At 59.1% G+C, this 25,764-nt stretch carries 23 protein-coding genes and 1 tRNA gene; 14 read left to right on the forward strand and 10 right to left on the reverse strand.

Translation table 11 applies throughout. The features are described from left to right. Window positions 1-12: 12 nt before the first annotated feature. Together ROLI_RS10350 and ROLI_RS10355 are read right to left on the reverse strand one after the other, a co-directional pair. Window positions 13-1,215, reverse strand: a complete 1,203-nt coding sequence (locus ROLI_RS10350) for a cysteine desulfurase family protein (RefSeq protein ID WP_187430649.1) — start codon at window positions 1,213-1,215, stop codon at window positions 13-15. Then, complete coding sequence (locus ROLI_RS10355; protein WP_187430648.1) at window positions 1,212-1,673, reverse strand: Rrf2 family transcriptional regulator; 462 nt, start codon at window positions 1,671-1,673, stop codon at window positions 1,212-1,214. The genes ROLI_RS10350 and ROLI_RS10355 overlap by 4 nt, the downstream gene beginning before the upstream one ends. A 181-nt stretch (window positions 1,674-1,854) precedes the next feature. Here ROLI_RS10355 and ROLI_RS10360 point away from each other — a divergent pair, with 181 nt between their 5' ends. The 4 genes from ROLI_RS10360 to ROLI_RS10375 all read left to right on the forward strand — a co-directional run bounded on the left by ROLI_RS10360 (window position 1,855) and on the right by ROLI_RS10375 (window position 4,776). Next, a complete protein-coding gene (locus ROLI_RS10360; protein ID WP_187430647.1) occupies window positions 1,855-2,508 on the forward strand; it encodes an alpha/beta hydrolase in 654 nt (217 codons plus the stop codon). 3 nt (window positions 2,509-2,511) lie between these two features. Further along, window positions 2,512-2,748, forward strand: coding sequence for a hypothetical protein (locus ROLI_RS10365; protein WP_187430646.1), 237 nt, complete (start codon window positions 2,512-2,514; stop codon window positions 2,746-2,748). After that, window positions 2,741-3,319: an HD family hydrolase gene (locus tag ROLI_RS10370; RefSeq protein WP_187430645.1), complete on the forward strand. Its 579-nt coding sequence runs from the start codon at window positions 2,741-2,743 to the stop codon at window positions 3,317-3,319. Before ROLI_RS10365 ends, ROLI_RS10370 begins: the two co-directional genes overlap by 8 nt. Before the next feature lie 242 nt (window positions 3,320-3,561). Continuing rightward, on the forward strand, window positions 3,562-4,776 hold the full coding sequence (locus ROLI_RS10375) for an NADP-dependent isocitrate dehydrogenase (RefSeq protein ID WP_187430644.1): 1,215 nt from the start codon (window positions 3,562-3,564) through the stop codon (window positions 4,774-4,776). A 44-nt stretch (window positions 4,777-4,820) separates the two neighbouring features. Here ROLI_RS10375 and ROLI_RS10380 read toward each other — a convergent pair whose 3' ends face one another. Next, entirely contained in the window at window positions 4,821-5,027 is a 207-nt protein-coding gene (locus ROLI_RS10380) for a DUF6356 family protein (protein WP_187430643.1), read from the reverse strand. Window positions 5,028-5,139: 112 nt separating this feature from the next. On the opposite strand from ROLI_RS10380, the gene ROLI_RS10385 reads away from it, so the two are divergent. The 3 genes from ROLI_RS10385 to typA all read left to right on the forward strand — a co-directional run bounded on the left by ROLI_RS10385 (window position 5,140) and on the right by typA (window position 7,890). Further along, window positions 5,140-5,598, forward strand: coding sequence for an Lrp/AsnC family transcriptional regulator (locus ROLI_RS10385; RefSeq protein ID WP_187430642.1), 459 nt, complete (start codon window positions 5,140-5,142; stop codon window positions 5,596-5,598). A gap of 30 nt (window positions 5,599-5,628) precedes the next feature. Next, window positions 5,629-5,964 carry a multidrug efflux SMR transporter gene (locus ROLI_RS10390; protein WP_187430641.1) on the forward strand — a complete coding sequence of 112 codons (336 nt, stop codon included), beginning with the start codon at window positions 5,629-5,631 and terminating at the stop codon, window positions 5,962-5,964. A 108-nt stretch (window positions 5,965-6,072) separates the two neighbouring features. Continuing rightward, window positions 6,073-7,890, forward strand: a complete 1,818-nt coding sequence (gene typA, locus ROLI_RS10395; RefSeq protein WP_187430640.1) for a translational GTPase TypA — start codon at window positions 6,073-6,075, stop codon at window positions 7,888-7,890. A 50-nt stretch (window positions 7,891-7,940) separates the two neighbouring features. Here typA and ROLI_RS10400 read toward each other — a convergent pair whose 3' ends face one another. The 6 genes from ROLI_RS10400 to guaB all read right to left on the reverse strand — a co-directional run bounded on the left by ROLI_RS10400 (window position 7,941) and on the right by guaB (window position 17,521). Next, complete coding sequence (locus tag ROLI_RS10400; RefSeq protein WP_187430639.1) at window positions 7,941-8,228, reverse strand: DUF1330 domain-containing protein; 288 nt, start codon at window positions 8,226-8,228, stop codon at window positions 7,941-7,943. 4 nt (window positions 8,229-8,232) lie between these two features. After that, window positions 8,233-10,893, reverse strand: coding sequence for an alanine--tRNA ligase (gene alaS, locus ROLI_RS10405; RefSeq protein ID WP_187430638.1), 2,661 nt, complete (start codon window positions 10,891-10,893; stop codon window positions 8,233-8,235). A gap of 145 nt (window positions 10,894-11,038) precedes the next feature. Beyond that, window positions 11,039-12,118, reverse strand: a complete 1,080-nt coding sequence (gene recA, locus ROLI_RS10410) for a recombinase RecA (RefSeq protein WP_187430637.1) — start codon at window positions 12,116-12,118, stop codon at window positions 11,039-11,041. A 355-nt stretch (window positions 12,119-12,473) separates the two neighbouring features. Beyond that, window positions 12,474-14,777: an ATP-binding protein gene (locus tag ROLI_RS10415; RefSeq protein WP_187430636.1), complete on the reverse strand. Its 2,304-nt coding sequence runs from the start codon at window positions 14,775-14,777 to the stop codon at window positions 12,474-12,476. 94 nt (window positions 14,778-14,871) lie between these two features. Then, window positions 14,872-16,035, reverse strand: a complete 1,164-nt coding sequence (locus ROLI_RS10420; protein ID WP_187430635.1) for an RsmB/NOP family class I SAM-dependent RNA methyltransferase — start codon at window positions 16,033-16,035, stop codon at window positions 14,872-14,874. Window positions 16,036-16,072: 37 nt separating this feature from the next. Then, a complete protein-coding gene (gene guaB / locus ROLI_RS10425; protein WP_187430662.1) occupies window positions 16,073-17,521 on the reverse strand; it encodes an IMP dehydrogenase in 1,449 nt (482 codons plus the stop codon). A gap of 147 nt (window positions 17,522-17,668) precedes the next feature. Here guaB and speB point away from each other — a divergent pair, with 147 nt between their 5' ends. From speB to ROLI_RS10455, 6 genes are all read left to right on the forward strand, one after another. Continuing rightward, window positions 17,669-18,667, forward strand: a complete 999-nt coding sequence (gene speB / locus ROLI_RS10430; protein WP_187430634.1) for an agmatinase — start codon at window positions 17,669-17,671, stop codon at window positions 18,665-18,667. Window positions 18,668-18,796: 129 nt separating this feature from the next. Next, complete coding sequence (locus tag ROLI_RS10435; RefSeq protein WP_187430633.1) at window positions 18,797-20,839, forward strand: ASKHA domain-containing protein; 2,043 nt, start codon at window positions 18,797-18,799, stop codon at window positions 20,837-20,839. 94 nt (window positions 20,840-20,933) lie between these two features. Beyond that, window positions 20,934-22,079 carry a DNA cytosine methyltransferase gene (locus ROLI_RS10440; protein ID WP_187430661.1) on the forward strand — a complete coding sequence of 382 codons (1,146 nt, stop codon included), beginning with the start codon at window positions 20,934-20,936 and terminating at the stop codon, window positions 22,077-22,079. Between the two features lie 18 nt (window positions 22,080-22,097). After that, window positions 22,098-22,817: a GIY-YIG nuclease family protein gene (locus ROLI_RS10445; protein WP_187430632.1), complete on the forward strand. Its 720-nt coding sequence runs from the start codon at window positions 22,098-22,100 to the stop codon at window positions 22,815-22,817. After that, complete coding sequence (locus tag ROLI_RS10450) at window positions 22,798-23,157, forward strand: hypothetical protein (protein ID WP_187430631.1); 360 nt, start codon at window positions 22,798-22,800, stop codon at window positions 23,155-23,157. Before ROLI_RS10445 ends, ROLI_RS10450 begins: the two co-directional genes overlap by 20 nt. Continuing rightward, a tRNA-Gly gene (locus tag ROLI_RS10455) sits at window positions 23,137-23,210 on the forward strand. The genes ROLI_RS10450 and ROLI_RS10455 overlap by 21 nt, the downstream gene beginning before the upstream one ends. A 318-nt stretch (window positions 23,211-23,528) precedes the next feature. Here the strand turns inward: ROLI_RS10455 and ROLI_RS10460 are convergent. Beyond that, the gene (locus ROLI_RS10460) at window positions 23,529-25,148 is read right to left on the reverse strand and encodes a long-chain fatty acid--CoA ligase (protein ID WP_187430630.1); all 1,620 of its coding nucleotides are present in this window, start codon (window positions 25,146-25,148) and stop codon (window positions 23,529-23,531) included. A 106-nt stretch (window positions 25,149-25,254) separates the two neighbouring features. Here ROLI_RS10460 and ROLI_RS10465 point away from each other — a divergent pair, with 106 nt between their 5' ends. Then, window positions 25,255-25,737, forward strand: coding sequence for a thioesterase family protein (locus ROLI_RS10465; RefSeq protein WP_187430629.1), 483 nt, complete (start codon window positions 25,255-25,257; stop codon window positions 25,735-25,737). Window positions 25,738-25,764 lie beyond the last annotated feature (27 nt).

The following is a 25,764-nucleotide window of genomic DNA, read 5'->3' on the forward strand; positions in this document are numbered from 1 at the left end:
ATCCTCCAAGGTTCACGCCGCGCGGGCACGAAATTTACGTTCTTTGTCAAGCCAGGCTTCGGCGAAGCGCCGGATGTCCTGCTCGGTTGTCTCCAATCCCAGCGACACGCGGATCGCGCTGCTGGCGGTTTCTTCGTCATAGCCCATCGCCCGCAACACGTTGCTGGCCTTCACCTTGCCGCTGGAGCAGGCCGATCCCGCGCTAATGGCGAAACCAGCAAGGTCCATCTGGATCACCTGCGCCTCGCCCTTCCAGCCCGGCGTGGCAAAACAGCTTGTATTCGGCAGGCGATTTGCGCTTTTCCCGACAAAAATAGTCGTCTTGGCGGCGTCTGCAAGGGTGTTTTCTAGAATCTTTCTAAGTTCGGCGATTTCTTCCCACCGTCCGGCGGCAACATCACGGGCCGCCGCCTCTGCTGCGGCACCAAAACCGGCAATCCCGATGATGTTTTCCGTGCCGGACCGTCGGCCCATTTCCTGACCACCCCCGCGCAGAATCGCCTGTGGGTCCTCAGAGGTAAAATTGATCAGCGCCCCCACACCTTTCGGGCCCCCCAACTTGTGCGCCGACAGGATCATGTAGGCGGGCCGTCTGTCCCCATGAGATGTGCGTTTGGTGTCTTTCTCGTATAGCACCGGCATCTTACCCGCCATCTGCGTAATATCGCAGACAACGGAATAGGGCAGGACCCCGATAGCCAAGGTATTCAAACGACCGCTCGGAGACACCCGTGCGCGAGGTGTCAATATGCCCGTCTCGCTGTTTGCAGCCGACATGGCCATCAGGGCAAGCGGTCCGTCGGTGTGATCCCAAAAATCTTCGACCTTATCACAGAGCCAGTCCATTACCCCGTAGCCGGACCGGTCTTCGTTGCCATCTTGTCCGAAAAATGCGGGCAACTCTTCGTCCGCCCAGACCCGCAGACAATCATGCTCGGTTGGCAAGGCCGCAAAAACGCCACCATGTTGATCTTTTTGCGCCGCGGCCAAGGCTGCGGCCTCCGTCGCGCTTGCGGTGAAAATTACCTGTGATGGTGTGCAACCGACCAAGGCGGCCACCTGCGCCCGTGCCTGTTCCAAAAGCCCCTTGGCCGCGCGCCCTTCTGCATGCACGGAGGACGGATTGCCCATCACATCCATCGCGGCGATCATCGCATCACGCGCCTCGGCCCGAAGCGGGGTCGTTGCGTTATGATCGAGATAAACCCGGCTCATTCTTCATCCACAACGTCAAACAAGTGCGGCACGGCGGGACAGGGCACAAGTTCGTTGGCGATCACGTCGGACAGGCGCGTCTGGTGCAGGAAGACATAGACATGCGCGCTCAAGCCTTCCCACAGCCGGTTCGTCAGAGATTGCGCACGGCTGCCCGAGGCACCACCGGAGGCCCCTGCCCCCTTGTGCATGGCGTCCACCGTTTCATCCACCGCCGACAGGACATCTACGACGCGGATATCGGAGGCGCGCCGCGCCAGACGATACCCGCCCCCCGGACCGCGCACCGACGCCACCAGTTCCGCCCGGCGCAGTTTCACGAAAAGCTGTTCCAGATAGGGCAGCGACACGGATTGACGCGCGGCAATATCCCCCAGCGTGACCAACTGCCCTTCTGGCTGCAAGGCGATGTCGGCCAAAGCAACCATGGCGTAACGTCCTTTTGTCGAAAGCTTCACAGTTGGGCTCCTCTCGCTCGTGGCACGCGCGCATTAGATTGACGCGGCGCAATAAAATGCCTAAGTCCGGGTTTCGCACTTCGACACACGCAGTGCGCTCAAATTAGAACCGTTCTAAGGTGCCTGAGCGAAGCCGTCAAGAATTCGCGTGAGCCCGATAGACATTGTTACAGGGACGCTCATGCCCGAGGTCATTTTTCCCGGACCCGAAGGCCGCCTCGAAGGCCGCTACCACCCCCAAAAAGAACGTGACGCCCCGATTGCGATCATCCTGCACCCGCATCCACAATTTGGCGGGACGATGAACCAGGTGATCGTGCACAGGATGCATTACGCGTTTTATAACATGGGCTTCACCGTGCTGCGGTTCAATTTCCGCGGCGTCGGGCGCAGCCAGGGCGAATATGATCAAGGCATTGGGGAATTGTCTGATGCGGCATCCGCGCTGGATTACCTGCAATCGATGAACAACAACTCCAAACATTGCTGGGTTGCCGGGTTCTCCTTCGGGGCCTGGATTGGAATGCAACTTTTGATGCGCCGCCCGGAAATCACCGGGTTCATCTCGGTCGCACCGCCCGCAAATATGTATGATTTCTCCTTCCTCGCGCCCTGCCCGGCCTCGGGTCTGATCATCAACGGGACTGCGGATCGTGTAGCCCCGCCCAGCGATACGGAATCGTTGGTGAGCAAATTGCATGAGCAAAAGGGCATCACCATTACGCATGAGCAGATTGAGGGTGCGGGGCACTTCTTTGAGGAGCCGCATGTGGATACGTTGATCGATTCGACGACATCCTACGTCAAGCGGCGTCTGACGGAGACCTCACGCTAGGCCATGGGGCGGGTTGAGGATATCGCGGATGAATTGGCGCTCAAAAGCCTCAAGATCATCAAGGCTACGGGCGATGATGCCTGTGTGCGACAGGTTGCGGATGCCATCGGCGGTTCGTCTCAGACCATGGAAGAAGCCTATCTGACGGCTGTGCGAGTACGGCGCGCCGAAGAGCGTGCGCATGCCGTTCTCAAAACCTTGATGGATCAAATCGCCCATGAGGCGCGCAACGATGGATGACCGTCTGTCGGCACAGATCGCCTTTCTGAGCGAAGCGGATCGGTTGAAATCCATTCTGCGCGCCTCCCGCCTGCATGATGACAGCCGGTTCGAGAATTCCGCAGAACACTCATGGCATGTGATGCTCTATGCCTTCGTGCTGGCAGAGCATGCAAGCGCAGAGGTGCAGATCGACCGGGTGCTCAAAATGCTGTTGTTGCATGATCTGGTGGAGATCGACGCGGGTGACAATCCGATCCACGGCGACGTCGATGAACACGCCGTGGCGATTGCAGAGGCCGCCGCCGCCGAGCGTATATTCGGCTTGTTGCCCCTGGATCAGGCGTCGGATTTCCGCGCGCTGTGGGATGAATTTGAGGCGGCGCAGAGCCCGGATGCGGTGTTTGCAAAGTCCATCGACCGGGTGCAGACGCCCATCGCCAACCTTGCCAATGGTGGCGGAACATGGCGCGATTATAACGTGAACCTTGCGCAGCTCGAAACGCGCGTCGGCTCCCCGATCAAGCGCGGCGCGCCGGGGGTCTGGGCCTGGCTACGCCCCCGGCTGGCGGCGTTTTTCGCGCGCGCCTGACGGGGTCTGGTTTACCAAATCGTCACTGTTTTGCCCTTACACCCCTCAGGGGCCGGCCCAGTTTGTGTTGATAAATGGGCCTGGCCCCGCCTGCGTTAGGTCAAAAGGAAATGCACTTTTGGGAGGAACCACGCCCAACACGGCACGAATTCTCAACAGTATGCAATTGCATACCGATTTTTCGAGTATATACTACGATTAACCACCGCAGCCCCTCTTAACAGTCACAAAGGACGCGCCGCATGACCAAGATCAAGGTCGAAAATCCCGTGGTCGAACTCGATGGCGATGAAATGACCCGCATCATTTGGGATTTCATCAAAAAGAAACTCATCCTGCCCTATCTTGATATCGACCTGAAATACTATGATCTCGGGATTGAGGCGCGCGACGCGACGGATGACCAAATCACCGTGGATGCGGCCCATGCGATCAAACAGCATGGCGTTGGCGTAAAATGTGCCACCATCACGCCGGATGAGGCGCGGGTGGAGGAGTTTGGCCTCAAACAGATGTGGCGTTCGCCCAATGGCACGATCCGCAATATTCTGGGCGGTGTGATTTTCCGCCAGCCGATCATCTGCCGCAACGTGCCGCGCCTCGTGCCCGGCTGGACCAAACCGATTGTGGTGGGGCGGCATGCTTACGGCGATCAATATAAAGCCACAGATTTCAAATTTCCCGGTGCGGGCAAGATCACATTGAAGTTCGAAGGCGCAGACGGGACCGTGATCGAACGCGAGGTGTTTGACGCGCCCGACAGCGGTGTGGTCATGGCGATGTATAATCTTGATAAATCTATCATCGATTTCGCGCGCGCCTCGCTGAATTACGGGTTAAACATGGGCTGGCCGGTGTATCTCTCCACGAAAAATACCATTCTAAAACAATATGACGGGCGGTTTCTGGAGCTGTTCCAGCAGATTTACGACACTGAATTTGCAGATAGATTCAAGGAGGCGGGTATCTGGTACGAACACCGCCTGATCGACGATATGGTGGCCTCTGCCATGAAATGGTCCGGTGGCTATGTCTGGGCGTGCAAGAATTACGATGGGGATGTGCAGTCCGACACTGTTGCGCAGGGGTTTGGCTCTCTCGGCCTCATGGCCTCCGTTCTGATGACCCCGGACGGGCAGGTCGTGGAATCAGAGGCCGCGCATGGCACGGTAACGCGCCACTACCGCCAGCATCAAAAGGGGGAGCAGACCTCCACCAATTCCATCGCCTCGATCTACGCCTGGACGGGCGGATTAAAGCACCGCGCAAAACTCGATGACAATACGCCGCTCGCGCATTTTGCCGAAACGCTGGAGAAAACTGTGGTCGATACCGTGGAAAGCGGCTTCATGACCAAGGATCTCGCGCTTCTGGTTGGCCCGGATCAACGCTGGCTGACCACTATGGGCTTTCTTGAGAAGATCGACGAGAACCTCAACAAGGCGCTGGCGGGGTAGCCCTCAAGGCCCTGCCGCAGCGGGCGGCCGGGCGAGCCAAACACTCAATGGCCCCGGTTATGGATGCGCCCATATAGGCGCGTGATGATCCGGCTTGCGGTTTTCTCGAACAGGCATGGGATGAAGGCATGCACCAGCGCCGCCCCCGCCGCGCCAAAGAGCAGGGCCGCGAAACGCATCGCGAACCACATGTGTTGAAGAAAAGTCTCATCGACAGTCGCCGGGTGGGACAGAAAAATACGTTGGATCATGCGAGGTCTCCTTTGTGTTTCGTCGTTTATAATCATGCATATTTGAAAATTTTTCCCAATAATTGCGCTAATTCGATTTACGGTGTGAGAATATCCCGACATAACCGTATTTATGGTGACAATTGATGATATCGACCGACGAATCCTGGCGCTCCTGCAACAGGATGCCAGCCAATCGCTTGACGCGCTCGGAGCTGCGGTCCACCTCAGCCGCAACGCTTGTTGGCGCCGTATCAAGGCGCTTGAAACCGCAGGCGTCATTTCGGCGCGTGTGACCCTGCTGGATCCCGACAAGCTCGGGCTTGGGCTAATGGTCTTCATGATGATCCGCACCAATGCCCATGCCCCCGACTGGCTGGAAACCTTCAAAAAGGCCACACAAACCATGCCTGAAATCCTCGGGGTCTACCGTATGACGGGTGATCTGGATTATCTTATCCGCGCGCGGGTTGCCGATATGGCCGATTATGATCGCCTCTATCAGGCTCTGATCCGCCGCGTCCCGCTTTCGGATGTATCGGCCAGTTTCGTCATGGAACAGATCAAAGACACCCACGTCCTGCCCCTCTGAACAAACCCTCTGAACAAAAAAGGTCCGCTCATGCCGCCGCATTACATCTACCTCATTGTGGCCATCATCGCCGAAACAATTGGCACGACCGCGCTGCAAGCCAGTCAGCAATTCAGCCGCCTGTGGCCCTCTGTGTTGGTGGTGATCGCTTATGGCGTTTCGTTTTATCTGCTGGCATTGGCGTTGAAATTCATGCCTGTCGGGATCGTCTATGCGATCTGGTCCGGCCTCGGCATCGTGATGATTTCGATCATCGGTTTCGTGATTTTTGGCCAGCACCTCGACATGCCGGCTGTGCTGGGGTTGAGCCTGATCATTGCCGGTATTCTGATCATTCACCTGTTTTCCCAAAGCACCAGCCATTAGGCGTTAGCCGTCTTTGCAGATTTCCCCTAGCAATCTGGCAGGAGGCGCGGTATGCGCCCCCAAACAAACGCGCTCCCGGCGCGACATTCCCCAATAAAGGCTCTCGTCATGGACCTGCGAAACATCGCAATCATCGCTCACGTTGACCACGGTAAAACCACGCTTGTGGATGAATTGCTCAAACAATCGGGCACCTACCGCGAAAATCAAGCCACCGCCGAACGCGCCATGGATAGTAATGATCTGGAGCGCGAGCGCGGTATTACCATCCTCGCCAAAGCCACTTCGGTGGAGTGGAAAGGCACCCGCATCAATATCGTGGACACGCCCGGTCACGCCGATTTCGGCGGGGAAGTCGAGCGCATTCTATCGATGGTCGACGGTGTTGTGTTACTGGTGGATGCCGCCGAAGGGCCGATGCCGCAAACCAAATTCGTAACCTCCAAGGCGCTGGCGCTGGGGTTGCGTCCGATTGTGGTGTTGAACAAGGTCGATAAGCCCGATGCGGAACCCGACCGTGCGCTCGATGAATGTTTCGATCTGTTCGCCAACCTCGGGGCGGATGACAACCAGCTTGATTTCCCCGCAATGTATGCTTCGGGGCGTAACGGCTGGGCCGATATTGAATTGGACGGACCGCGCAAAGATCTCTCCGCGTTGTTCGATCTGGTGGTCGAACATGTGCCAAGTCCTGCGCAGGTTGCGCGCCGCGAAGAACCGTTTCAAATGCTGGCCACGACCCTCGGCGCGGATCCCTTCATCGGGCGCATCCTGACTGGTCGGGTCGAAGCCGGAACACTGAAAGCGGGCGAAACCGTCAAGGCTCTGACGCGTGATGGCGGGTTGATCGAGAATTTTCGCGTGACAAAAATCCTCGCCTTCCGTGGGCTGAACCAGCAACCGATTGATCTGGCCGAAGCAGGCGATATCGTGAGCCTTGCTGGCATGTCCAAAGCAACCGTGGCCGATAGTATCGTCGCGCCGCAAGTCACCACCGCCCTGCCCGCACAACCAATTGATCCACCCACCATCACGGTGACATTTGGTATCAATGACAGCCCGCTTGCCGGACGTGACGGCAAGAAAGTTCAGAGCCGCGTGATCCGCGAACGCCTGATGAAAGAGGCCGAATCCAACGTTGCAATCAAGATCAGCGACACGCCTGGTGGTGAGGCCTTTGAGGTCGCGGGACGCGGCGAATTGCAGATGGGCGTTTTGATCGAAAACATGCGCCGCGAGGGATTCGAGCTGAGTATTTCGCGCCCGCAGGTGTTGTTTCGCGACATTGACGGCGTGCGTCATGAGCCCATTGAGGAGGCCACGATTGACGTGGATGATGAATATTCCGGCGCTGTGATCGAAAAAATAACTGGCGTGCGGCGCGGTGAACTGGTCGAGATGAAACCCGCCGGTGCGGGCAAAACACGTATCGTGGCGCATGTGCCCTCGCGCGGTTTGATCGGCTATCACGGCGAATTCCTGACCGATACGCGCGGCACGGGCGTCTTGAACCGGGTGTTTCATGCCTGGGCGCCGCATAAGGGCGCGATCCCGGGACGGCGTGCGGGCGTTTTGATTTCCATGGAAAACGGGACATCGGTCGCCTATGCGCTGTGGAACCTCGAAGAGCGCGGCCGGATGATGATTGGCGCGCAGACCGACATTTACACCGGTATGATCATCGGCGAGCACAGCCGTGAAAACGATCTTGAGGTGAACCCGCTGAAGGGCAAAAAACTGACCAATGTGCGCGCCTCCGGCACCGATGAAGCGGTGCGGTTGACAACGCCAATCACGCTGAGCCTTGAAGAGGCCATCGCCTATATTGACGATGATGAGTTGGTCGAAGTGACCCCAAATGCGATCCGCTTGCGCAAGCGTTATCTTGATCCGCATGAGCGCAAACGCATGGCGCGCGCGGGCTGAGCCACGCGCCGAAGACCGTAAAAAGGGCCGCTCGATTGGAGCGGCCTTTTTTATTCGCTGATCTCTATGATCATCAATTCGCGTTCACTGGCGTCGCGTGCGTGGCTTAATGCTCGCTGATAAACTTCGGAATTGTAACATTTTTCTGCGGTTTCGACATCCGGAAAACGCGCAACAACATTGCGCGGGCGGGCTTGTCCTTCGAGTTGGACAAACCGACCGCCTCTCGCAATAAATACGCCACCGTGATCGGCAATCGCCTGTGTCGCGAGGGCTGCGTATTTGCCATAGGCCTCCTCATCGGTGACCGTCACATGTGCAATCCATAGAGCACCCATCGTTTTATCCTTTTACCACTGCTTCGGCAGCCGCGATTGCAGCCGCTGCATTTTGCGCGTCTTTTGCGCCGCCCTGCGCCATATCGGGGCGTCCACCACCGCCTTTGCCGCCAAGTTCCGCCACTGCGGCCTTGACGATATCAACGGCAGAAAGCTTCGCGATGAGGTCTTTGGTCACGCCCGCCGCCACCGCCACTTTGCCGTCGGCTTCTGCGATCAGCAATACCGCCCCGCTGCCAAGTTTGTCTTTGAATTGATCCACGAGCGCGGGGAGGTCTTTGCCCGTGATACCGGATACGACCTGCGCCATGAAGGCCACGCCGCCGACGTCACGGGTTTCCGGCACTGCCGCGCCACCGCCGCCCGACATGGCCAGTTCCCGGCGCAATTGCGCCACCTCATTGGACAAAGCGCGCCGCTCTTCCATCAAAGCGCGTACCCGCTCGGGCACATCACTGGACGGTGCCTTGAGATCAAGCGCGACCTGCGCCAAACGATCATCCTGCCCGCGCAGATATGAGAGGGCCGCAGCGCCGGTTAGGGCTTCGATCCGACGCACCCCGGCACTGCTTGCGCTGTCCCCAAGCATAACGAACGCCCCGATGTCCCCGGTCCGGCGCACATGCGTACCGCCGCAGAGCTCCAGCGAATAGGTCGCCTCATCCGCGCCCTTGCCGGACCCTGCCTTTTGACCCATTGAAACGACACGTACCTCATCGCCATATTTTTCGCCAAAAAGCGCTTGCGCGCCGAGCGCACGGGCATCATCGGGCGTCATGATGCGAGTCTCAACCGCCGCGTTTTGGCGAATATAGGCGTTCACATCCATTTCCACCCCGATCAGCTCCTCCCGGCTCAACGCCTGGGTATGACTGAAATCAAAGCGCAAACGGTCATCCGCGTTCAATGATCCGCGCTGCGCCACGTGATCGCCCAGGGCCTCGCGCAAGGCTTCGTGCAACAAATGCGTGGCCGAATGGTTTGCCCGGATCGCCGCGCGGCGGGAATGGTCGACTTCCAGTACAGCCGCCTCGCCGACTTTTAGGGTGCCTTGCGTGATTTGGGCGATGTGAACGAAAACGCCAGCGGTTTTGCGCGTATCGGTGATGTCGGCGACACCGCTGGCTGTGCGCAACGTGCCACGATCCCCGATCTGACCCCCGCTTTCGGCGTAAAACGGCGTCTGGTTCAGCGCGATCTGCACGCTATCACCGGTTTTAACCGAGCCAACCGCGGCCCCATCCTGCACCAACGCTACGATCTGACCCTCAGCCATTTCCGTGTCATAGCCCAGAAAATCCGTCGCGCCGTGCTGATCCGCGACATCGAACCAGATTGTCGCATCCGCCGCTTCCCCCGATCCAGACCACGCCGCGCGCGCCTTGGCTTTCTGCTCGGCCATCGCGGCATCAAACCCTTCGGTGTCCACAGCGCGGCCTTTTTCACGCAGCGCATCCTGGGTCAGATCAAGCGGAAATCCAAAAGTGTCATAAAGCTTGAAGGCTGTTTTTCCCGGCAAGGTCGCGCCGTCATCCAAATGCACAAGCTCTTCGTCGAGAAGTTTTAGCCCGCGCTCCAATGTCTGGCGGAACCGGGTTTCCTCTTGCAACAGCGTCTGTTCAATCATGCTCTGGGCCTGACCGAGTTCGGGATAGGCCGCGCCCATCTGGCGCACCAAAGCAGGCACAAGCCGGTGCATCAGAGGATCTTTTGCCCCCAGAAGATGCGCATGACGCATGGCGCGGCGCATGATCCGGCGCAAGACATAGCCGCGCCCATCATTGGACGGCATCACCCCATCCGCCATCAGGAAGGACGTCGAGCGCAGATGATCTGCAATGACCCTGTGGTGCGTGATGACCTTATCATCGGTCCCGGTAGAGGAGGCATCTGCGGAGGCCTCCACCAAAGCCCGCATCAGGTCAGTTTCAAAGACGTTATTGGTGCCCTGAAGCAGGGATGAAATCCGTTCCAGGCCCATGCCCGTGTCAATGGATTGCATGGGCAGCGGTTTGGTTGAGCCGTCCTCGAATTGTTCATCCTGCATGAAAACGAGATTCCAGATTTCGATGAACCGGTCCCCATCCTCTTCCGGCGAGCCGGGAGGACCACCCCAGATGTGATCGCCATGATCGAAAAACACCTCGGTGCACGGCCCACAGGGACCGGTCGGCCCCATCCGCCAGAAATTATCATCCGTGGCGATCCGGATGATGCGGTCATCGGGCAGGCCTGCAACTTTTTTCCAGATCGCGGCGGCCTCTTCATCGGTGTGATAGACCGTGACCAACAGCTTTTCCTTGGGAATGCCCAACTCCTTGGTCAGCACTTCCCAGGCAAAGGGAATGGCTTGCTCCTTGAAATAATCGCCAAAGCTGAAGTTCCCAAGCATCTCGAAGAAAGTCAAATGGCGCGCGGTCATGCCGACATTGTCCAGATCATTGTGCTTGCCACCGGCGCGCACGCATTTCTGTGCGGTGGTGGCGCGTTGATAATCTCGTGTCTCAATGCCGGTAAACAGGTTCTTGAACTGCACCATGCCGGAATTGGCGAACATCAATGTTGGATCATTGCGCGGGACCAGCGGGCTTGAAGACACGACCGCATGGCCCTGCTTGTCGAAATAGGACAGGAAGGTGGAGCGGATATCGTTCAGCGTTTGCATGATGCGGGGCCTTTGAGCAGGAATTTCACGTCTTGCTCAAATAGCCGCCCCGATGGCCGCTGTCCACGGGGCAAGCGGGGTGTGGCAACGAAAACAGGGCGCGCCGCTTTGGCACGCCCTGCATTTTGGTTTATGCTTGGAAGGGTCAGGCCTCCAGCACGCCGTCATCGTCTTTGCGCTCGGCTTTTGGCATGTCGAAATCCAGACCATGTGCGGCGCGGATCTTATCTTCGATCTCCAGCGCCATCTGGACGTTTTCACGCAGGAAACCTTTGGCGTTCTCACGCCCTTGCCCGATGCGTTCATCGCCATAGCTGAACCAGGAGCCCGATTTATCCACGACCCCGGCGGCCACGCCCAGATCAAGCAATTCGCCCATCTTGGAGATGCCTTCGCCATACATGATGTCAAATTCCACCTGCTTGAAGGGGGCCGCGACCTTGTTTTTCACAACCTTGACGCGGGTGTGGTTGCCGACGATTTCATCGCGGTCCTTGAGCGCGCCGATGCGGCGGATGTCCAGACGCACGGAAGAATAGAATTTGAGCGCATTACCACCTGTCGTCGTTTCAGGCGAGCCGAACATGACGCCGATTTTCATACGGATCTGGTTGATGAAGATGACCATGCAGTTGCTGCGGCTGATCGAACCGGTCAGTTTGCGCATGGCCTGGCTCATCAGGCGGGCCTGCACGCCGACAGAACTGTCACCCATGTCACCTTCAAGCTCGGATTTCGGCGTCAGGGCCGCAACCGAATCGACCACGACCATGTTCACCGCGCCCGAGCGCACCAGCGTGTCGGTGATTTCCAACGCCTGCTCGCCCGTGTCGGGTTGGCTGATCAGCAATTCGTCGATGTCCACGCCGAGCTTTTTGGCATAGCTGGGATCAAGCGCGTGTTCCGCATCCACAAACGCACATACGCCGCCGGCTTTCTGCTGTTCGGCAACACAATGCAGTGTCAGCGTGGTTTTGCCGGAGCTTTCGGGTCCGTAAATCTCAACGATGCGCCCCATTGGCAGACCGCCGATCCCAAGCGCGATATCAAGACCCAGCGATCCGGTGGAGCTTGATTTAATATCCTGAACCGCACCAGCGGTACCGAGCTTCATGATCGAACCCTTGCCGAACTGCCGTTCAATCTGCGCCAGGGCGGAATCAAGCGCCTTCTGCTTGTCTGCTGTTTTTTTGCTGTTCATGCTCAATAAATCTGCCGTTGCCATTGCGTTTCCTTTTAGTGTCATACTTCGCCAAAATCAGCAATGACGCCGCTATAGCGAAAACAGGATGTTCTCATTCCGTTCCTTATGAGATCAAAAAGAGAACATTTCAATCAAAATTTCACTAAATGATCATCAACCGAATCTGGTTAAAGAGCGGTTTAAATTGACTGGAATTTGCCCGCAATTTGGTGCGGATGGTAAAAGGATCATAAAAAACAAATTGTTATGATGCGTATATGATGTAAAAATCACCCCAACCCACGGTGCAATGTGTGCTCATGGCAGTCCCAAATTCCATGCCTGCGCGAGAGATATGGAGGTTTGGTCTGAGGTGTCGCAATCTTGCAGGCCGCACTTAATGCAATTGACGGTGAACCGTATCGGTCAGATCGCTCAGCGAGAAGGGTTTGGGCAGAAACACCGAATTGGGAATCTTGATCTGGGCTTCGCCGAAACTGTCCTCGGCATATCCCGAAACAAACACGACCCTCACGCCCGGGCGCTCCTTGAGCGCCTCGCGCACCCAACTTGGCCCGTCCATACCCGGCATTACGACATCGGTGACAAAAACGTCGATATTCAGCGACGCATCCTCCAATGTCTTTAACGCCGCCTCCGCCGAATCCGCCTCCAAAACCGTATACCCCCGCAGACGTAGCGCGCGGCTGGCAAAGGCGCGCACAGGTGCCTCGTCTTCCACCAGCAAAATGACACCATCCCCATGCTTGGCGGCTGGTTTTACCTCGATCGGTTTGGGTGCGGCCACGGGCAGGTCGACCTCTTCGAGAACCGGGAAATAGAGTGTGAACGTCGTCCCGACCTCCAACTTGCTATCGACAAAAATGTAACCGCCCGTTTGTTTGATAATACCATAAGCCGTGGACAGGCCCAGCCCCGTGCCTTCACCGGTCCGCTTTGTGGTGAAAAACGGTTCGAAAACCTTTTGCAGCTTATCCGGCGCAATCCCGACGCCGTCATCTGAGACCTGAACCGTGACGTAGCGCCCGACCGGCACGCTCACGCGGTCCCGTTCCAGCGGCGCGTTCAGATCGGTACATTCGGTTACGATGCGAATCTCCCCGCCTTGCCGCATCGCATCGCGTGCATTGACCACCAGGTTCATCAACACCTGTTCCAACTGACGCTTATCCGCGCGGATTGGTGGCAAAACCGGATCATGGCTCAGCGTTAGGGTGATTTTTTCGCCCACCAGCCGGTTCAAAAGATGGGTCAGATCGGACAGTGTATCGCGCATATCCAGCGTTTCCGGGCGCAGGGTCTGTTTGCGCGAAAATGCCAACAATTGCCCCACAAGGGCGGCGGCACGATTGGCGTTCTGATTGATCTGCACCAGATCGCTGAAATCGGGATCGCCCTGATCATGGCGCAGCAGCAGCAGGTCACAATGGCCCGAAATCGCCGTGAGCAGGTTGTTGAAATCATGCGCCACCCCGCCGGCCAATTGCCCGATGGCCTGCATTTTCTGGCTTTGGACGAATTGCGCCTCGAGTGACTTCAATTCGGTCGCATCATTGAGGACGGCAATAAGCGCAGGCTTTCCCTCTTCGGTGACGCGGTTGAGCGTGACCTGAACGAACACCTCCTTATCGGTGCGTTTGAGGCGCAGGAATTCCGATTGCTGCGTAGCGCGCCCGGCCAGTGTTTCGGCGAGCCACCCGGTGATGGAACGCCCAAGCCCTTCCATCAGATCTGACAGATGCACTTTGTTCTTGAGCGAAATACCGATCAAACTGGCGGCCAGACGGTTGTAAGCTTGAATATCGCCCTCGGGGCTGACCTTGAGGAGCGGTACCGGTAAGTCCTGAAAAACGTTCCAACCATCGCTGGCAAGTGTTTCGGCTCCTGGCGGCAACAGGTAGATCGCACGCCGACCCGCTCCGGCTTCCACTTCGCTGACCAAGGCGCGCGTCGGCCCCTCGACCCCCGTGATATCACAGACGGTTCCCGGCACGATGGGCAGGTATTTGAACAAGCGGTCAAGCGATTTGATCCGCCCCCCGGCGAGTTTTCGCGCCTCTTCGTTCATATAAAGAACCGCGTTCGTGCGCCCTACCAGCAGCATCGGGAGCATCGGCCCATCCGCAGTTTGTTGCGCATTTGGCACATCTTCCAGGCGCCATAGATACTGCCCGGTACCAGCGGGGTGCACCGACAGGCGGATATGCCCGCGCCGTGTCACCAGGTCTTCACGCGCGCAACCTTCCGTGTCGGCGCGAACCTGAAGGCGAAACATGATCCCGCTTGGGTTGGCGAGGGTGTTTTTCAGCGTCCCGCTTACAGTAGCCCCCAGATCGGCCTCAAAACGTTTACGCGCGGACAGGTTTGCAGAGAGAATTTCGCCCTCTTCATCTGCCAGAAAACTCGGGGCGGCGTCGTTATCGATGAAATCCGAAATCGTCGCCAGCGTATCGGTGCGGCGCGCGGAAAATCGATGGGAAAGCCACATCAACAGCCCACTAAGCCCAATCAGGGCAATGCAAGCCGAAAATAACGCCTGCCGCAAGAGCGGGTGGGGCGCGGCGAGCGCCAATATTCCCAGCAGCACGGCAGTTAGAACAAGCGTTCCCAACCGTTTTTGAGCGTGCAGCGCGATGCGCGTCAGCTTGGACGGTGTCAAGGCGCTTCCCGGCAAAATCATACTCCTATTACTTCGAATCATTGAGGCATTAACACGTGGCAGAAGTTAAGCTTGGCTTAACCACGATAGATGAACGCCTTAAGGTTGAGTATGGTCAGTCCTTCACGCGCGTCAAGTGTGCAGAAAAAAAACCGTCACCTGTGTCTGATACGCTGAAGCGGCGTTCGAATGTACAATGCCAGTCGGGGTTCCGTTCCACAAATGTTGCGACGCGGTCTTCGTTTTCAACCCGCAGGACGGAACAGGTAGCATAGATCAGCCAGCCGTTCGGGTGCACGCTTTGCACGGCGTCATCCAGAATATTGTCCTGAATCTGCGTTAGCTCATCAAGCCGTTCAGGATAAAGGGCCCATTTGGCGTGGGGTGCGCGCCGCCAGGAACCGCTGCCCGAACAGGGCGCATCACAGAGCACCAGATCGAAAGGATCAAGCGCGCCAAGGGTTTCACGCGTAACCTGCGCAACAGGTGTCCCGGCGCGCAGGGCGCGCGCGGGCAGGTCACGCATGCGCCCAGGATCAATGTCATGCGCGCTCACATCACGCCCCTGTGCGGCCATCGCCAGCGCCTTGCCGCCCCCACCAGCACAGAAATCAAGGCACCGCTCAGCCGCAGGCAAATCCGCGATGATCGCCTGAGAGGCGGCATCCTGAAGCTCGACCAGACCTTCGAGATAGACAGGGCTGTTGCGCAATCGCCGCGCGCCAAGCGTCACGCTCAGCGCGGTTTCTGCCAGCGGGTTGATCTCAGTCTCTACCCCTTCGGCTTGCAGCGCGCTCATGGCACCGAGGCGGGTGGTCTTGGCCAGGTTCACCCGCAGGCTGACGGGCGCGCGTTGCGCCAGCGCCAGCGCCGTGGCCTCGGCCTCGCTCCCCAAACTGCGCTGGAATTCCGCAAGAATCCAGTCGGGCAGGTTCCAGCGCTCACCCGTTTCGCCGGAGAAGTCGGGGCTTCGCCTCTCCTCCTCGCTCATAGCCGCTGGCGCATGGCCCTCGCCGGTAAAGAACAGCGCCGGGTCTTCGCCCTGCTGGCGCAGCAATCCGATCATCAAGGCGCGCCCGTCAGTGCCACCGCCCAACACGGCCACGGACCGCCTGTTGCGCAGCACGTCAAACACATGATCGCGCACGGCGGCGCGGTCCTTGGAGCCGGCATAACGGCTGGCACGCGCCCAGCGGGTCAGGGCCTGCTCGGCTGGTGTACCCGCACCGATCACGTCCAAAATCTCGATGGCGGCCGCCACCCGCGCGCCGGGCGTCACCGCGACACCCCACGCGACGGATTAAACCAGATGCGCATCATCCCACCCGATAGTTTGGTGACTCGCGGGTGATCTGAACGTCATGCACGTGACTCTCTTTCAACCCCGCGCCGGTGATCTTGACGAATTTGCAATTGGTGCGCATTTCATCGACCGTCGCGCATCCCGTGTAACCCATTGCGGCGCGCAAACCGCCCACCAATTGGTGCAACACGGCACCGGCAGTGCCCTTATAGGCCACCTGCCCCTCGATACCCTCCGGCACCAGCTTATCGCTGGCCGCGTCCTTCTGGAAATAGCGATCCGCAGAGCCGCTGGCCATGGCGCCGAGGCTGCCCATGCCGCGAAAGCTTTTGAAGCTGCGCCCCTGATAGAGGATCACATCGCCGGGGCTTTCATCGGTGCCTGCGATCATGCTGCCGACCATGGCACAGGACGCCCCCGCTGCGATTGCCTTGGCGAAATCTCCGGAAAATTTGATGCCGCCATCCGCGATCACCGGCGTGTCGCCAGCGGCGGCGGCGCAATCCATGATCGCCGTCAATTGCGGCACGCCAACGCCTGCCACCATACGCGTGGTGCAGATGGAGCCTGGCCCGATGCCGACCTTGACCGCATCCGCGCCCGCATCAATCAAAGCGCGCGTCGCTTCACCGGTGGCGACATTCCCGGCCACAATCTGGACCTCATTGGACAATTCCTTGGCGCGGCGCACGGCAATGGCGACCCCTTCGGAATGCCCATGCGCGGTATCGATCACGATCATATCCGCACCCGCATCGACCAGGGCCTGGCTGCGTTCAAATCCCGCATCCCCCACAGTGGTGGCGGCGGCCACGCGCAGACGGCCCAAATCATCCTTGCAGGCGGTGGGGTTCAGCACGGCCTGTTCGGTATCCTTAAGCGTCAGGAGCCCGGTCAGTTTACCGTCCTTATCGGTGATCAAGAGTTTCTCGATCCGGCGCGCCTTCATCAGGCTGATAGCCTCGTCGCGATCCGCAGGTTCATGCAGAATTGCAAGGTTATCCGTGCTCATCATCACCGAGACCGGCGTGGCATCCTCCTTGGCGAAACGCATGTCGCGGTTGGTCACGATCCCCACGACCCGACCGCGCTCATCCACCACGGGAAAGCCTGTGACGCGGTAGCGTTCCTGCAATGCCTTGGCATCGGCCAGCGTCTGATTGGCGCGCAGGGTGATCGGGTTATAGACGATCCCGCTCTCGAACCGCTTGACGCGGCGTACCTCTTGCGCCTGTTCCTCAATGGACAGGTTACGATGCACCACACCGATGCCGCCCGCCTGTGCCATGGCAATCGCCATGCGTGCTTCGGTGACCGTATCCATGGCCGAACTCAGCAGCGGGATGTTCATGGAAATGGCGCGCGTCACGCGCGTGCGGGTATCGGCTGTGGAGGGAAGAACCGAGGACGCCCCCGGCACCAGCAGCACATCATCAAAGGTTAAAGCCTCACGAATCTCCATAGCAACCTCGCTTTGGGAGTGTCTCATTTGGCAGTTTCCTATTTCACGATGTGGCAAAAATGAAAAGGCTTAAATCCCCGGGTAACGGCCCATTGCCAAAAGCCCGCGCGGCGTGGATGTTGCCCCCAGCAGCCAAAGGAGACACAGATGAGCACACATGGCTATGACGCAGGCAGGCTTGATCTGCCGTTTGTGGGTATTTCCACCTTTGGCAAGCGGCCCTTTGTCGCGGATTGGCACACCATCGACGCCGATGTCGCGGTGCTCGGCGCGCCCTTTGACGCTGGCACGCAGTTTCGCGCGGGCGCGCGTTTCGGGCCGCGCGGGGTGCGTGAGGCATCGACCCTGTTCAGCTTTGGCCACGCGGGTGCCTATGATCACGAGGATGATGCGACCTATCTGCCCGCCGAGGTGCGCATCGTGGATATGGGTGATGCGGATATCATCCATACGGATACCGCGCAAAGCCACGCCAATATCGAAACCGGTGTGCGTGCGGCACTGGCCGCCGGTGCGTTGCCCGTGGTGATCGGCGGGGATCATTCGATCAATATTCCTTGTATTCGCGCCTATGGCGGTCCGGAATATACCGGCCAATCATTTCATATCCTGCAAATCGACGCGCATCTGGATTTCGTCGATGAACGCCACGGGGTGCGCCATGGTCATGGCAATCCGATGCGCCGTGCTGCCGAGATGGAATACGTCAGCGGGCTCACACAGGTCGGCATCCGCAACGTCAGCTCCACCGCGCGCGAGGGCTACGCGGCAGCCCGCGCCATGGGCTCTAACATCATCTCCGTCCGGCAAGCGCGAAACATGGGCACGCGCGGCGTGGCCAATACCCTGCCCGAGGGCGCGCCGGTCTATATCACGCTGGACATCGACGCCTTCTGCCCCTCCATCGCGCCCGGCACCGGCACGCCCAGCCATGGCGGCTTCCTCTATTACGAGGTGCTGGAATTGCTGCAAGCGGTCGCCCAACACCATCCCATCATCGGCATTGATCTGGTCGAGGTTTCCCCCGATCACGACCCCGCAGGCGTGACCTCCATTCTGGCCGCGCAAATCCTGCTGAACCTCTTGGGCTTCATCTTTCACGCCCGCAGGTCCAACCCGGCTTTGGCGGGCGTGGCTTCACGTTGATTTCATAATCAATATGATAATTTCAGACAGGCAATGCCGCGCCAGACGCATTATGTGACGCTGGACGGCCTGCGCCCCGGTGCCTGGGCGGTATGGTGCAGGCAAAACAATCGCAGGTAATCGATCGCAATGACAAATGACCCTCTCGTGGTGTTCACCCCCTCCGGCAAACGCGGACGTTTCGCCGTTGGCACACCGATCCTGACTGCCGCACGCCAGCTCGGTGTCGATCTTGATTCGGTTTGCGGCGGGCGCGGGATTTGTTCCAAATGCCAGATCACGCCGAGCTACGGTGAATTCTCCAAACACGGCGTGACCGTACAGGGCGGTGCCCTCTCGGAGTGGAACTCCGTCGAGCAACGCTACCAGGACAAGCGCGGCCTCAAAGAGGGGCGCCGTCTGGGCTGTCAGGCCGCCGTGCAGGGCGATGTGGTGATCGACGTTCCCCCCGAAAGCCAGGTGCATAAACAAGTGGTGCGCAAACGCGCCGAGGCGCGAGACATCGTGCTCGACCCCTCCACGCGGCTCTATTACGTCGAGGTCGCAGAGCCGGACATGCACGACCCCTCGGGCGATCTGGAACGGCTGCGCGACGCGTTGAAAGACCAGTGGGAGATCGAGAACGTCACTGCCGATCTGCATATCCTGCAAACCATGCAGCCCATCCTGCGCAAGGGGGCGTGGAAAGTCACCGTAGCGGTGCATCTTGGCGACGGTGAAAACCGCCCCCGCATTATGAATATCTGGCCGGGGTATTACGAGGGTACGGTCTACGGGCTCGCGGTTGACCTTGGCTCCACGACCATCGCGGCCCACTTGTGCGATTTGCAAACAGGCGAGGTTCTCGCCTCTTCGGGCGTCATGAATCCTCAGATCCGCTTTGGTGAGGATTTGATGAGCCGGGTGTCCTATTCCATGATGAACGCAAAAGGGGCCGATGAAATGACCCGCGCCGTGCGCGAGGGCATGTGCGGGCTGTTTACGCAGATCGCCGTGGAGGCCGGGATCGACAAGGAATTGATCGTGGATGCGGTTTTTGTCTGCAACCCGGTGATGCATCACCTCCTGCTCGGCATCGACCCGTTCGAGCTGGGACAGGCACCCTTCGCGTTGGCCACGAATAACGCGCTGCGCCTGCGCGCTGATGATCTGGCGCTCAACATTCACCCCTCCGCGCGCATCTATATGCTGCCTTGTATCGCCGGTCATGTCGGCGCGGATGCTGCCGCCGTGGCGCTCTCGGAGGCCCCGGATAAATCCGATGATCTGGTGCTGGTGGTGGATGTCGGGACCAATGCGGAAATCCTGCTCGGCAACCGCGACAAGGTGCTGGCCTGTTCCTCGCCCACCGGTCCCGCCTTTGAGGGCGCACAGATCAGCTCGGGCCAGCGCGCCGCGCCCGGTGCCATTGAGCGTGTGGAAATCGACCCGGTGAGCAAGGCCCCACGCTTCAAGGTCATCGGCTCGGACCTGTGGTCGGATGAGGAGGGCTTTGACGAGGTGATCGCGACCTCCGGCGTCACGGGTATCTGTGGGTCGGGTATCATCGAAATGGTCGCCGAAATGCGCATGCATGGCATTGTCGACGCACCCGGTCTGATCGGATCGCCCGAACAAACCGGCTCGGACCGCTGTTTTCTAGACGGGCGCACCTATTCTTACCGCGTCTATGACGGCGCCGCAGCAGGCGGCCCGCTGATCACCATCACCAACCGCGATATCCGCGAAATCCAGATGGCCAAAGCCGCCCTTTATTCCGGCGCGCGTCTGTTGATGGATAAATTCGGCGTCGACAAGGTCGACCGCGTGGTGCTGGCCGGGGCCTTTGGCGCGCATATCTCGACCAAACATGCGATGGTTTTGGGCATGATCCCCGATGCGCCGCTGGACCGGGTCACATCGGCGGGCAACGCCGCCGGGACCGGGGCCCGCATCGCCCTGCTCAACACCGCCGCGCGCGGTGAAATCGAGGCTACTGTGCGCGCCATCCACAAGATCGAGACCGCCATTGAGCCGCGCTTTCAGGAGCATTTCGTCAATGCCTCCGCGATCCCCAATGCGGTCGAACCCTTCCCGATCCTCAATTCCATCGTGACCCTGCCCACCGCGACCTTCAACACCGGCGGCGGGGATGCCCCGGCGGGCGGGCGTAGGCGACGGCGGCGCGCGTGATCTCGCCTCGGGATTTATCGCGCGCACCACCCTTCTAAAACCTTGAAAGGCATCCCATCCCCTGCGATAAACCACATATTGTGATGGAGAGATGATGCGCCACAGTTACTATGACTTCTTTGCGGGCGGTGGCATGGCGGGCATCGGTCTGGGTGATGCCTGGACCTGCCTGTTTGCCAATGAAAATGATCCGCAGAAGGCCGAGAGCTACCGCGCCAATCATCACGGTGGGCGCGAATTGCTGCTGCGCGATGTGGCCGCTGTGACGCGCGATGATCTGCCGGGATCGCCCGACCTCGTCTGGGCCTCCTTCCCCTGTCAGGACCTGTCGTTGGCGGGCAATGGCGCGGGGCTTGCAGGCAAGCGCAGTGGCATGTTCAAACCCTTCTGGCAGCTCATGCGCGCCCTGCACGCCGACGGTCGGGGGCCGAAAATCATCGCCCTCGAAAACGTCTACGGTGCCATTACCAGCAACGGCGGGCGCGATTTCGCGACACTGGCCGCCGCCTTCTCCGGGCTCGGTTATCGGTTCGGTGCCATGGTCGTGGATGCGGTGCATTTCCTGCCCCAATCGCGGCCTAGGTTTTTCATGATCGGGATTCGCGGCGATCTTGCGGTCCCACCGGGACTGACGGGCGACGGCCCCTGCGCGCTCTGGCACCCGCCCGCATTAGTTGAAGGGTGCAACTTGTTGTCACGCACGGCTGCATCGCGCTGGCGCTGGTGGAACCTGCCCACGCCCCCCGCGCGCAACACCACCCTCGCCAGCCTGATTGAGAATAAACCCACCGGGGTGGCGTGGCACAGCAAGGCGGAAACCAGATACCTGCTCGACATGATGAGCGATCACAACCGCAAGAAGGTCGATGCGGCGTCGCAAGCAGGCGAACGCGTGATCGGCACCATCTATCGGCGCACCCGTACGGGGCCGGATGGCATCAGACGCCAGCGCGCCGAAGTGCGTTTTGATCAGATCGCTGGCTGTTTGCGCACCCCTGCGGGCGGATCAAGCCGCCAGACCATCATGGTGGTGAGCGGCAAGACCATACGCTCGCGTCTGCTCTCCACACGCGAGGCCGCCCTGTTGATGGGCCTGCCCGAAAGCTATGTGCTGCCCGAACGCTATAACGCGGCCTATAAGCTCGCGGGCGACGGTGTCGCCGTACCCGTCGTGCGCCATCTGTCGCAGACGCTTTTTGAACCGGTGCTGCATCGCAATCGCCTGGCTTTGGTCGCCTGACCCCGGCAAGGATCCTCCATGATCGCGCGAAACCCCGACAACACCAATTTCCCGCCCTTTGAGACTGAAGATTTGCGCGCCAATCTGGCGGGTTTTCTGGCGTTGAAATTTGACGATGCCGTGACCGGTAAACCGCGTGCGGTTGGTGGTTTCAAGTGGGGCGTCTATGCGTTTTTCGACTATGACGGCGAGCCGATCTATGTCGGGCAGACCAAGGAGAAACTCAGCACCCGTATCCGACGTCACTTGACGAACCAGCGCACCGATGCGGTGGCAATGTCCGTGCTGGACCCCTTTGAGGTCTATGAGATTGAGGTCTGGCCGCTGGCGCAATTCCAAAACACCGGTGCGGGGGATACGGCGGCCAAGGCGCATCTGGATGCGCTTGAGGACCTTATCTATCAACAAGCGATTGTGCAGAGCACCTTCAAGGCTGTGTTGAACGAAAAGGACCCGCCAACTGCAACGATGGTTGTCGATAAACCGCCCTCGCTGCGCCACTGTCTGGTCTCCGAACCCGTGCATCGGATCAGATCGCATCCGGATTTTCGCATCGCACGGCGGGCCTTGATCCTGTCGCGTCTGGCGCAGGTCATCTCGGAGCGCAAGGTGCAGGGGGGCCTGCGCCGTGTCCTGCTGACACAATCCAAACGGCTGCAATGGCTGGCGGAGCGACGCTATCAGGCGCTCGGTGGCGCGCATTCTCTGGCCGCAACAGATGAGGAACAAAACGACTGACGCGCAGACCGTGCCGCGCTGGATCAGTTTCGTTTTGCGCACCGCAGCCGGCACGCAGACCCTGCCCCTGTTCACATGTTTGAATTCCCCCCAGATCACTCAACGGCCACAAATTCCGTCGTTAATTTCTCGCCAAACCGGTTTCATCGGTACGGGCGGCGGCGAAGGCAAGCCCAAGGCACGCATCCAGAACCCGCGGCATTCAGGATATCTGGATCATCTGCATCCATCATGCTGCCCGGGTCGAGCAGATGCCACGACGCAAAATCACCATAGCGCCTTGCGCAGTCCTTACGAAAACACTATGAGCAACGGCGACGCGGGTGTAGCTCAATGGTAGAGCTTTTGCTTCCCAAGCAAGTGACGAGGGTTCGATTCCCTTCACCCGCTCCAATCCCGCGATGCCTGCACTTAATCGTTGATCGACAGCACATGTTGGATGCTGCGAAACAGAGGCCTTATTTCCATTGGATTGATCGGCAATGGTGCCCATAGCCCACGCCAAATCACTGTCGCGCCAGAACTCAATCGCGGACCTAAATAGCATTAAACCTTGAATGCAGCGCCAAATGCGCGTCATCGCGATCACCATCGCAGTATAATACCGCCAGTTTCATTCCATTAATCCCCATCAAACAGGTTCACATACAAGTCTCGCGCCCGACCAGAAAAAACAATCTGCGACGAAACAACCTGTGCCAAGGCAGTGGTCTAATTCAAAAGGATGTTTCTGAATTTATCACGCAGATCCCGCTTCAAAACCTTGCCCGTGGCATTGCGCGGCAGAGCATCCGTAAAAACGACCGTATCAGGAACCTGCCACCGGGCAATCTTACCCTCGAAAATGCTTAGAACGTCGCCGATATCGGGGTCTTCGCCTTCTGCCTTGACTGCCACCAGCACGGGGCGTTCGTCCCATTTTTCATGGCGCGCGCCAATCACGGCGGCATCCGCCAGCAACGGATGGGCGATGGCGATATTTTCCAGCTCCACCGAACTGATCCACTCGCCGCCCGATTTGATGATGTCCTTGGAGCGATCCTTGATGCTCAGGAACCCGTCTGAATCCAGCGTCGCCACATCGCCGGTATTGAACCACCCGTTCTGCAACGTCTCCTCCGGCGTCGCGCGGAAATAAGCGTTCAGAATGAAATGGCCGCGCACCACCAATTCGCCCTGCGTCTTGCCATCATGCGGCAGGCGCGCGCCCTGATCATCCACGATTGCCAGTTCCACACCCCAAGGCGGGCGGCCCTGATTTTCGCGCAATCGGTGCAGCGCGTCGAGTTCAAGGTCGAGATGTTTGGCCAGCGGTTGATTGACCGAACCGATCGGCGACATTTCCGTCATGCCCCAGGCGTGGATCGTTTCCACACCGTAGCGGTCTCGGAAGGCTTCGATCATCGAGGGTGGACAGGCCGAGCCGCCCACAACGGTCTTCTGCAGGCTTTCGAGCTTGCTGCCTGCCTTTTCCGCCTCCCCCAGAAGGCCCAGCCAGATGGTCGGTACACCCAGTGCGGTGTTCACACGGTGCCGGTCGATCAGCCCAACAAGCGAAGGCCCATCCAGCCCCGGCCCCGGCAGAACCATACGCGCGCCCACCATCGCGCAGGCGTAGGGCGAACCCCAGGCGTTGACGTGGAACATCGGCACCACGGGCAGGACGACGTCCATGGCCGAAAATCCGATGCTATCGGCAAGATTGCTGGCGAAACTGTGCAACACGGTGGAGCGGTGCGAAAACAGAACGCCCTTGGGATTGCCGGTGGTGCCGGACGTGTAACACAGGCTGGAGGCCGTCAATTCATCGAATTGCGGCCAGGCGTATTCGGGATCGCCCTGCGCCAGCAGATCATCATAGGCGATGATGCCGGGCAAGGCCTCTGCCGCCTCCCCGACCTCTGGCTCCATCAGGACAATATGCTTGAGCGTGGTCAGCTTGTCGCGAATGGCCGCCACCAGCGGGACAAAAGTCGCATCGATGAACAACACCTCATCCTCGGCATGGTTGATGATATAAATCAGTTGCTGGGCGAACAGACGCGGATTGATCGTGTGACAGACGAAGCCGCCGCCCGAAACGCCGAAATAGATTTCCAGATGACGGCGGTTGTTCCAGGCGATGGTGGCGCAACGTGCCTGGCGACCCAGCCCAAGACGGTCAAGCACGCTGGCGAGCGCGCGCGCGTTACGGCCGACCGTGCCCCAGCTTATGTGCTCCTCGCCGCCGTGGGTATTGACGGAGATCACATCCGTTTGAGCGTGAAACCGTTGTGCATGCTCGATCAGCGAGGAAATCAACAATGGCGCTGTCATCATCTGGCCGAGCATGTGGAATCTCCCTTGCGTGCTTGCGCGGTGCATGTTGCCACCGTGCATCGCTGGACCCTTTCTGGCAAGTCTTGGCAAATCAAGCCACAGGGCTTAGGGCAAACATATGTCACTTCTCTATCACACACCGCTATCACCGCGCATCCAACAAGACCTTGGGATCACGCCGCCCGCCCCGCTGGCGATGGCGGATCAGGTCCGGTTTTCCGAATTGGATGTGCTGAACCACGTGAACAACGCCGTCTACATGCATTGGTTTGAACGGCTGCGTATCAGATATACGCAGGACTGGGGAATTTCGCGCTTTAGGGGCACGGGGAAGGACCCGCGCATCGTGATCCGGTCGGGAGAGATCCACTATCGCCAGGAAATGCTTATGGATGAGGACTACGTGGTCACTTGCGGATGCACAGCGTTTCGGAACACGTCTTTTTCGCTGTCCCAGGCGCTGTGGTCCGGCGGGACGCTGCGTGCGACATTCGAGTGCGTGCTTGTCATGCTGAATGCGGATGGGTCGGGGAGATACCCAATCCCGGCAGAGGTGCGCGAGCGCTTCGTTCAAATCGACAGTGCGGAGCATCAGCCGTGAAGGTGGCCTGAAAGCCCACCTTACGCG

Source organism: Roseobacter fucihabitans, assembly GCF_014337925.2.
Taxonomy (GTDB): Bacteria; Pseudomonadota; Alphaproteobacteria; order Rhodobacterales; family Rhodobacteraceae; genus Roseobacter; species Roseobacter fucihabitans.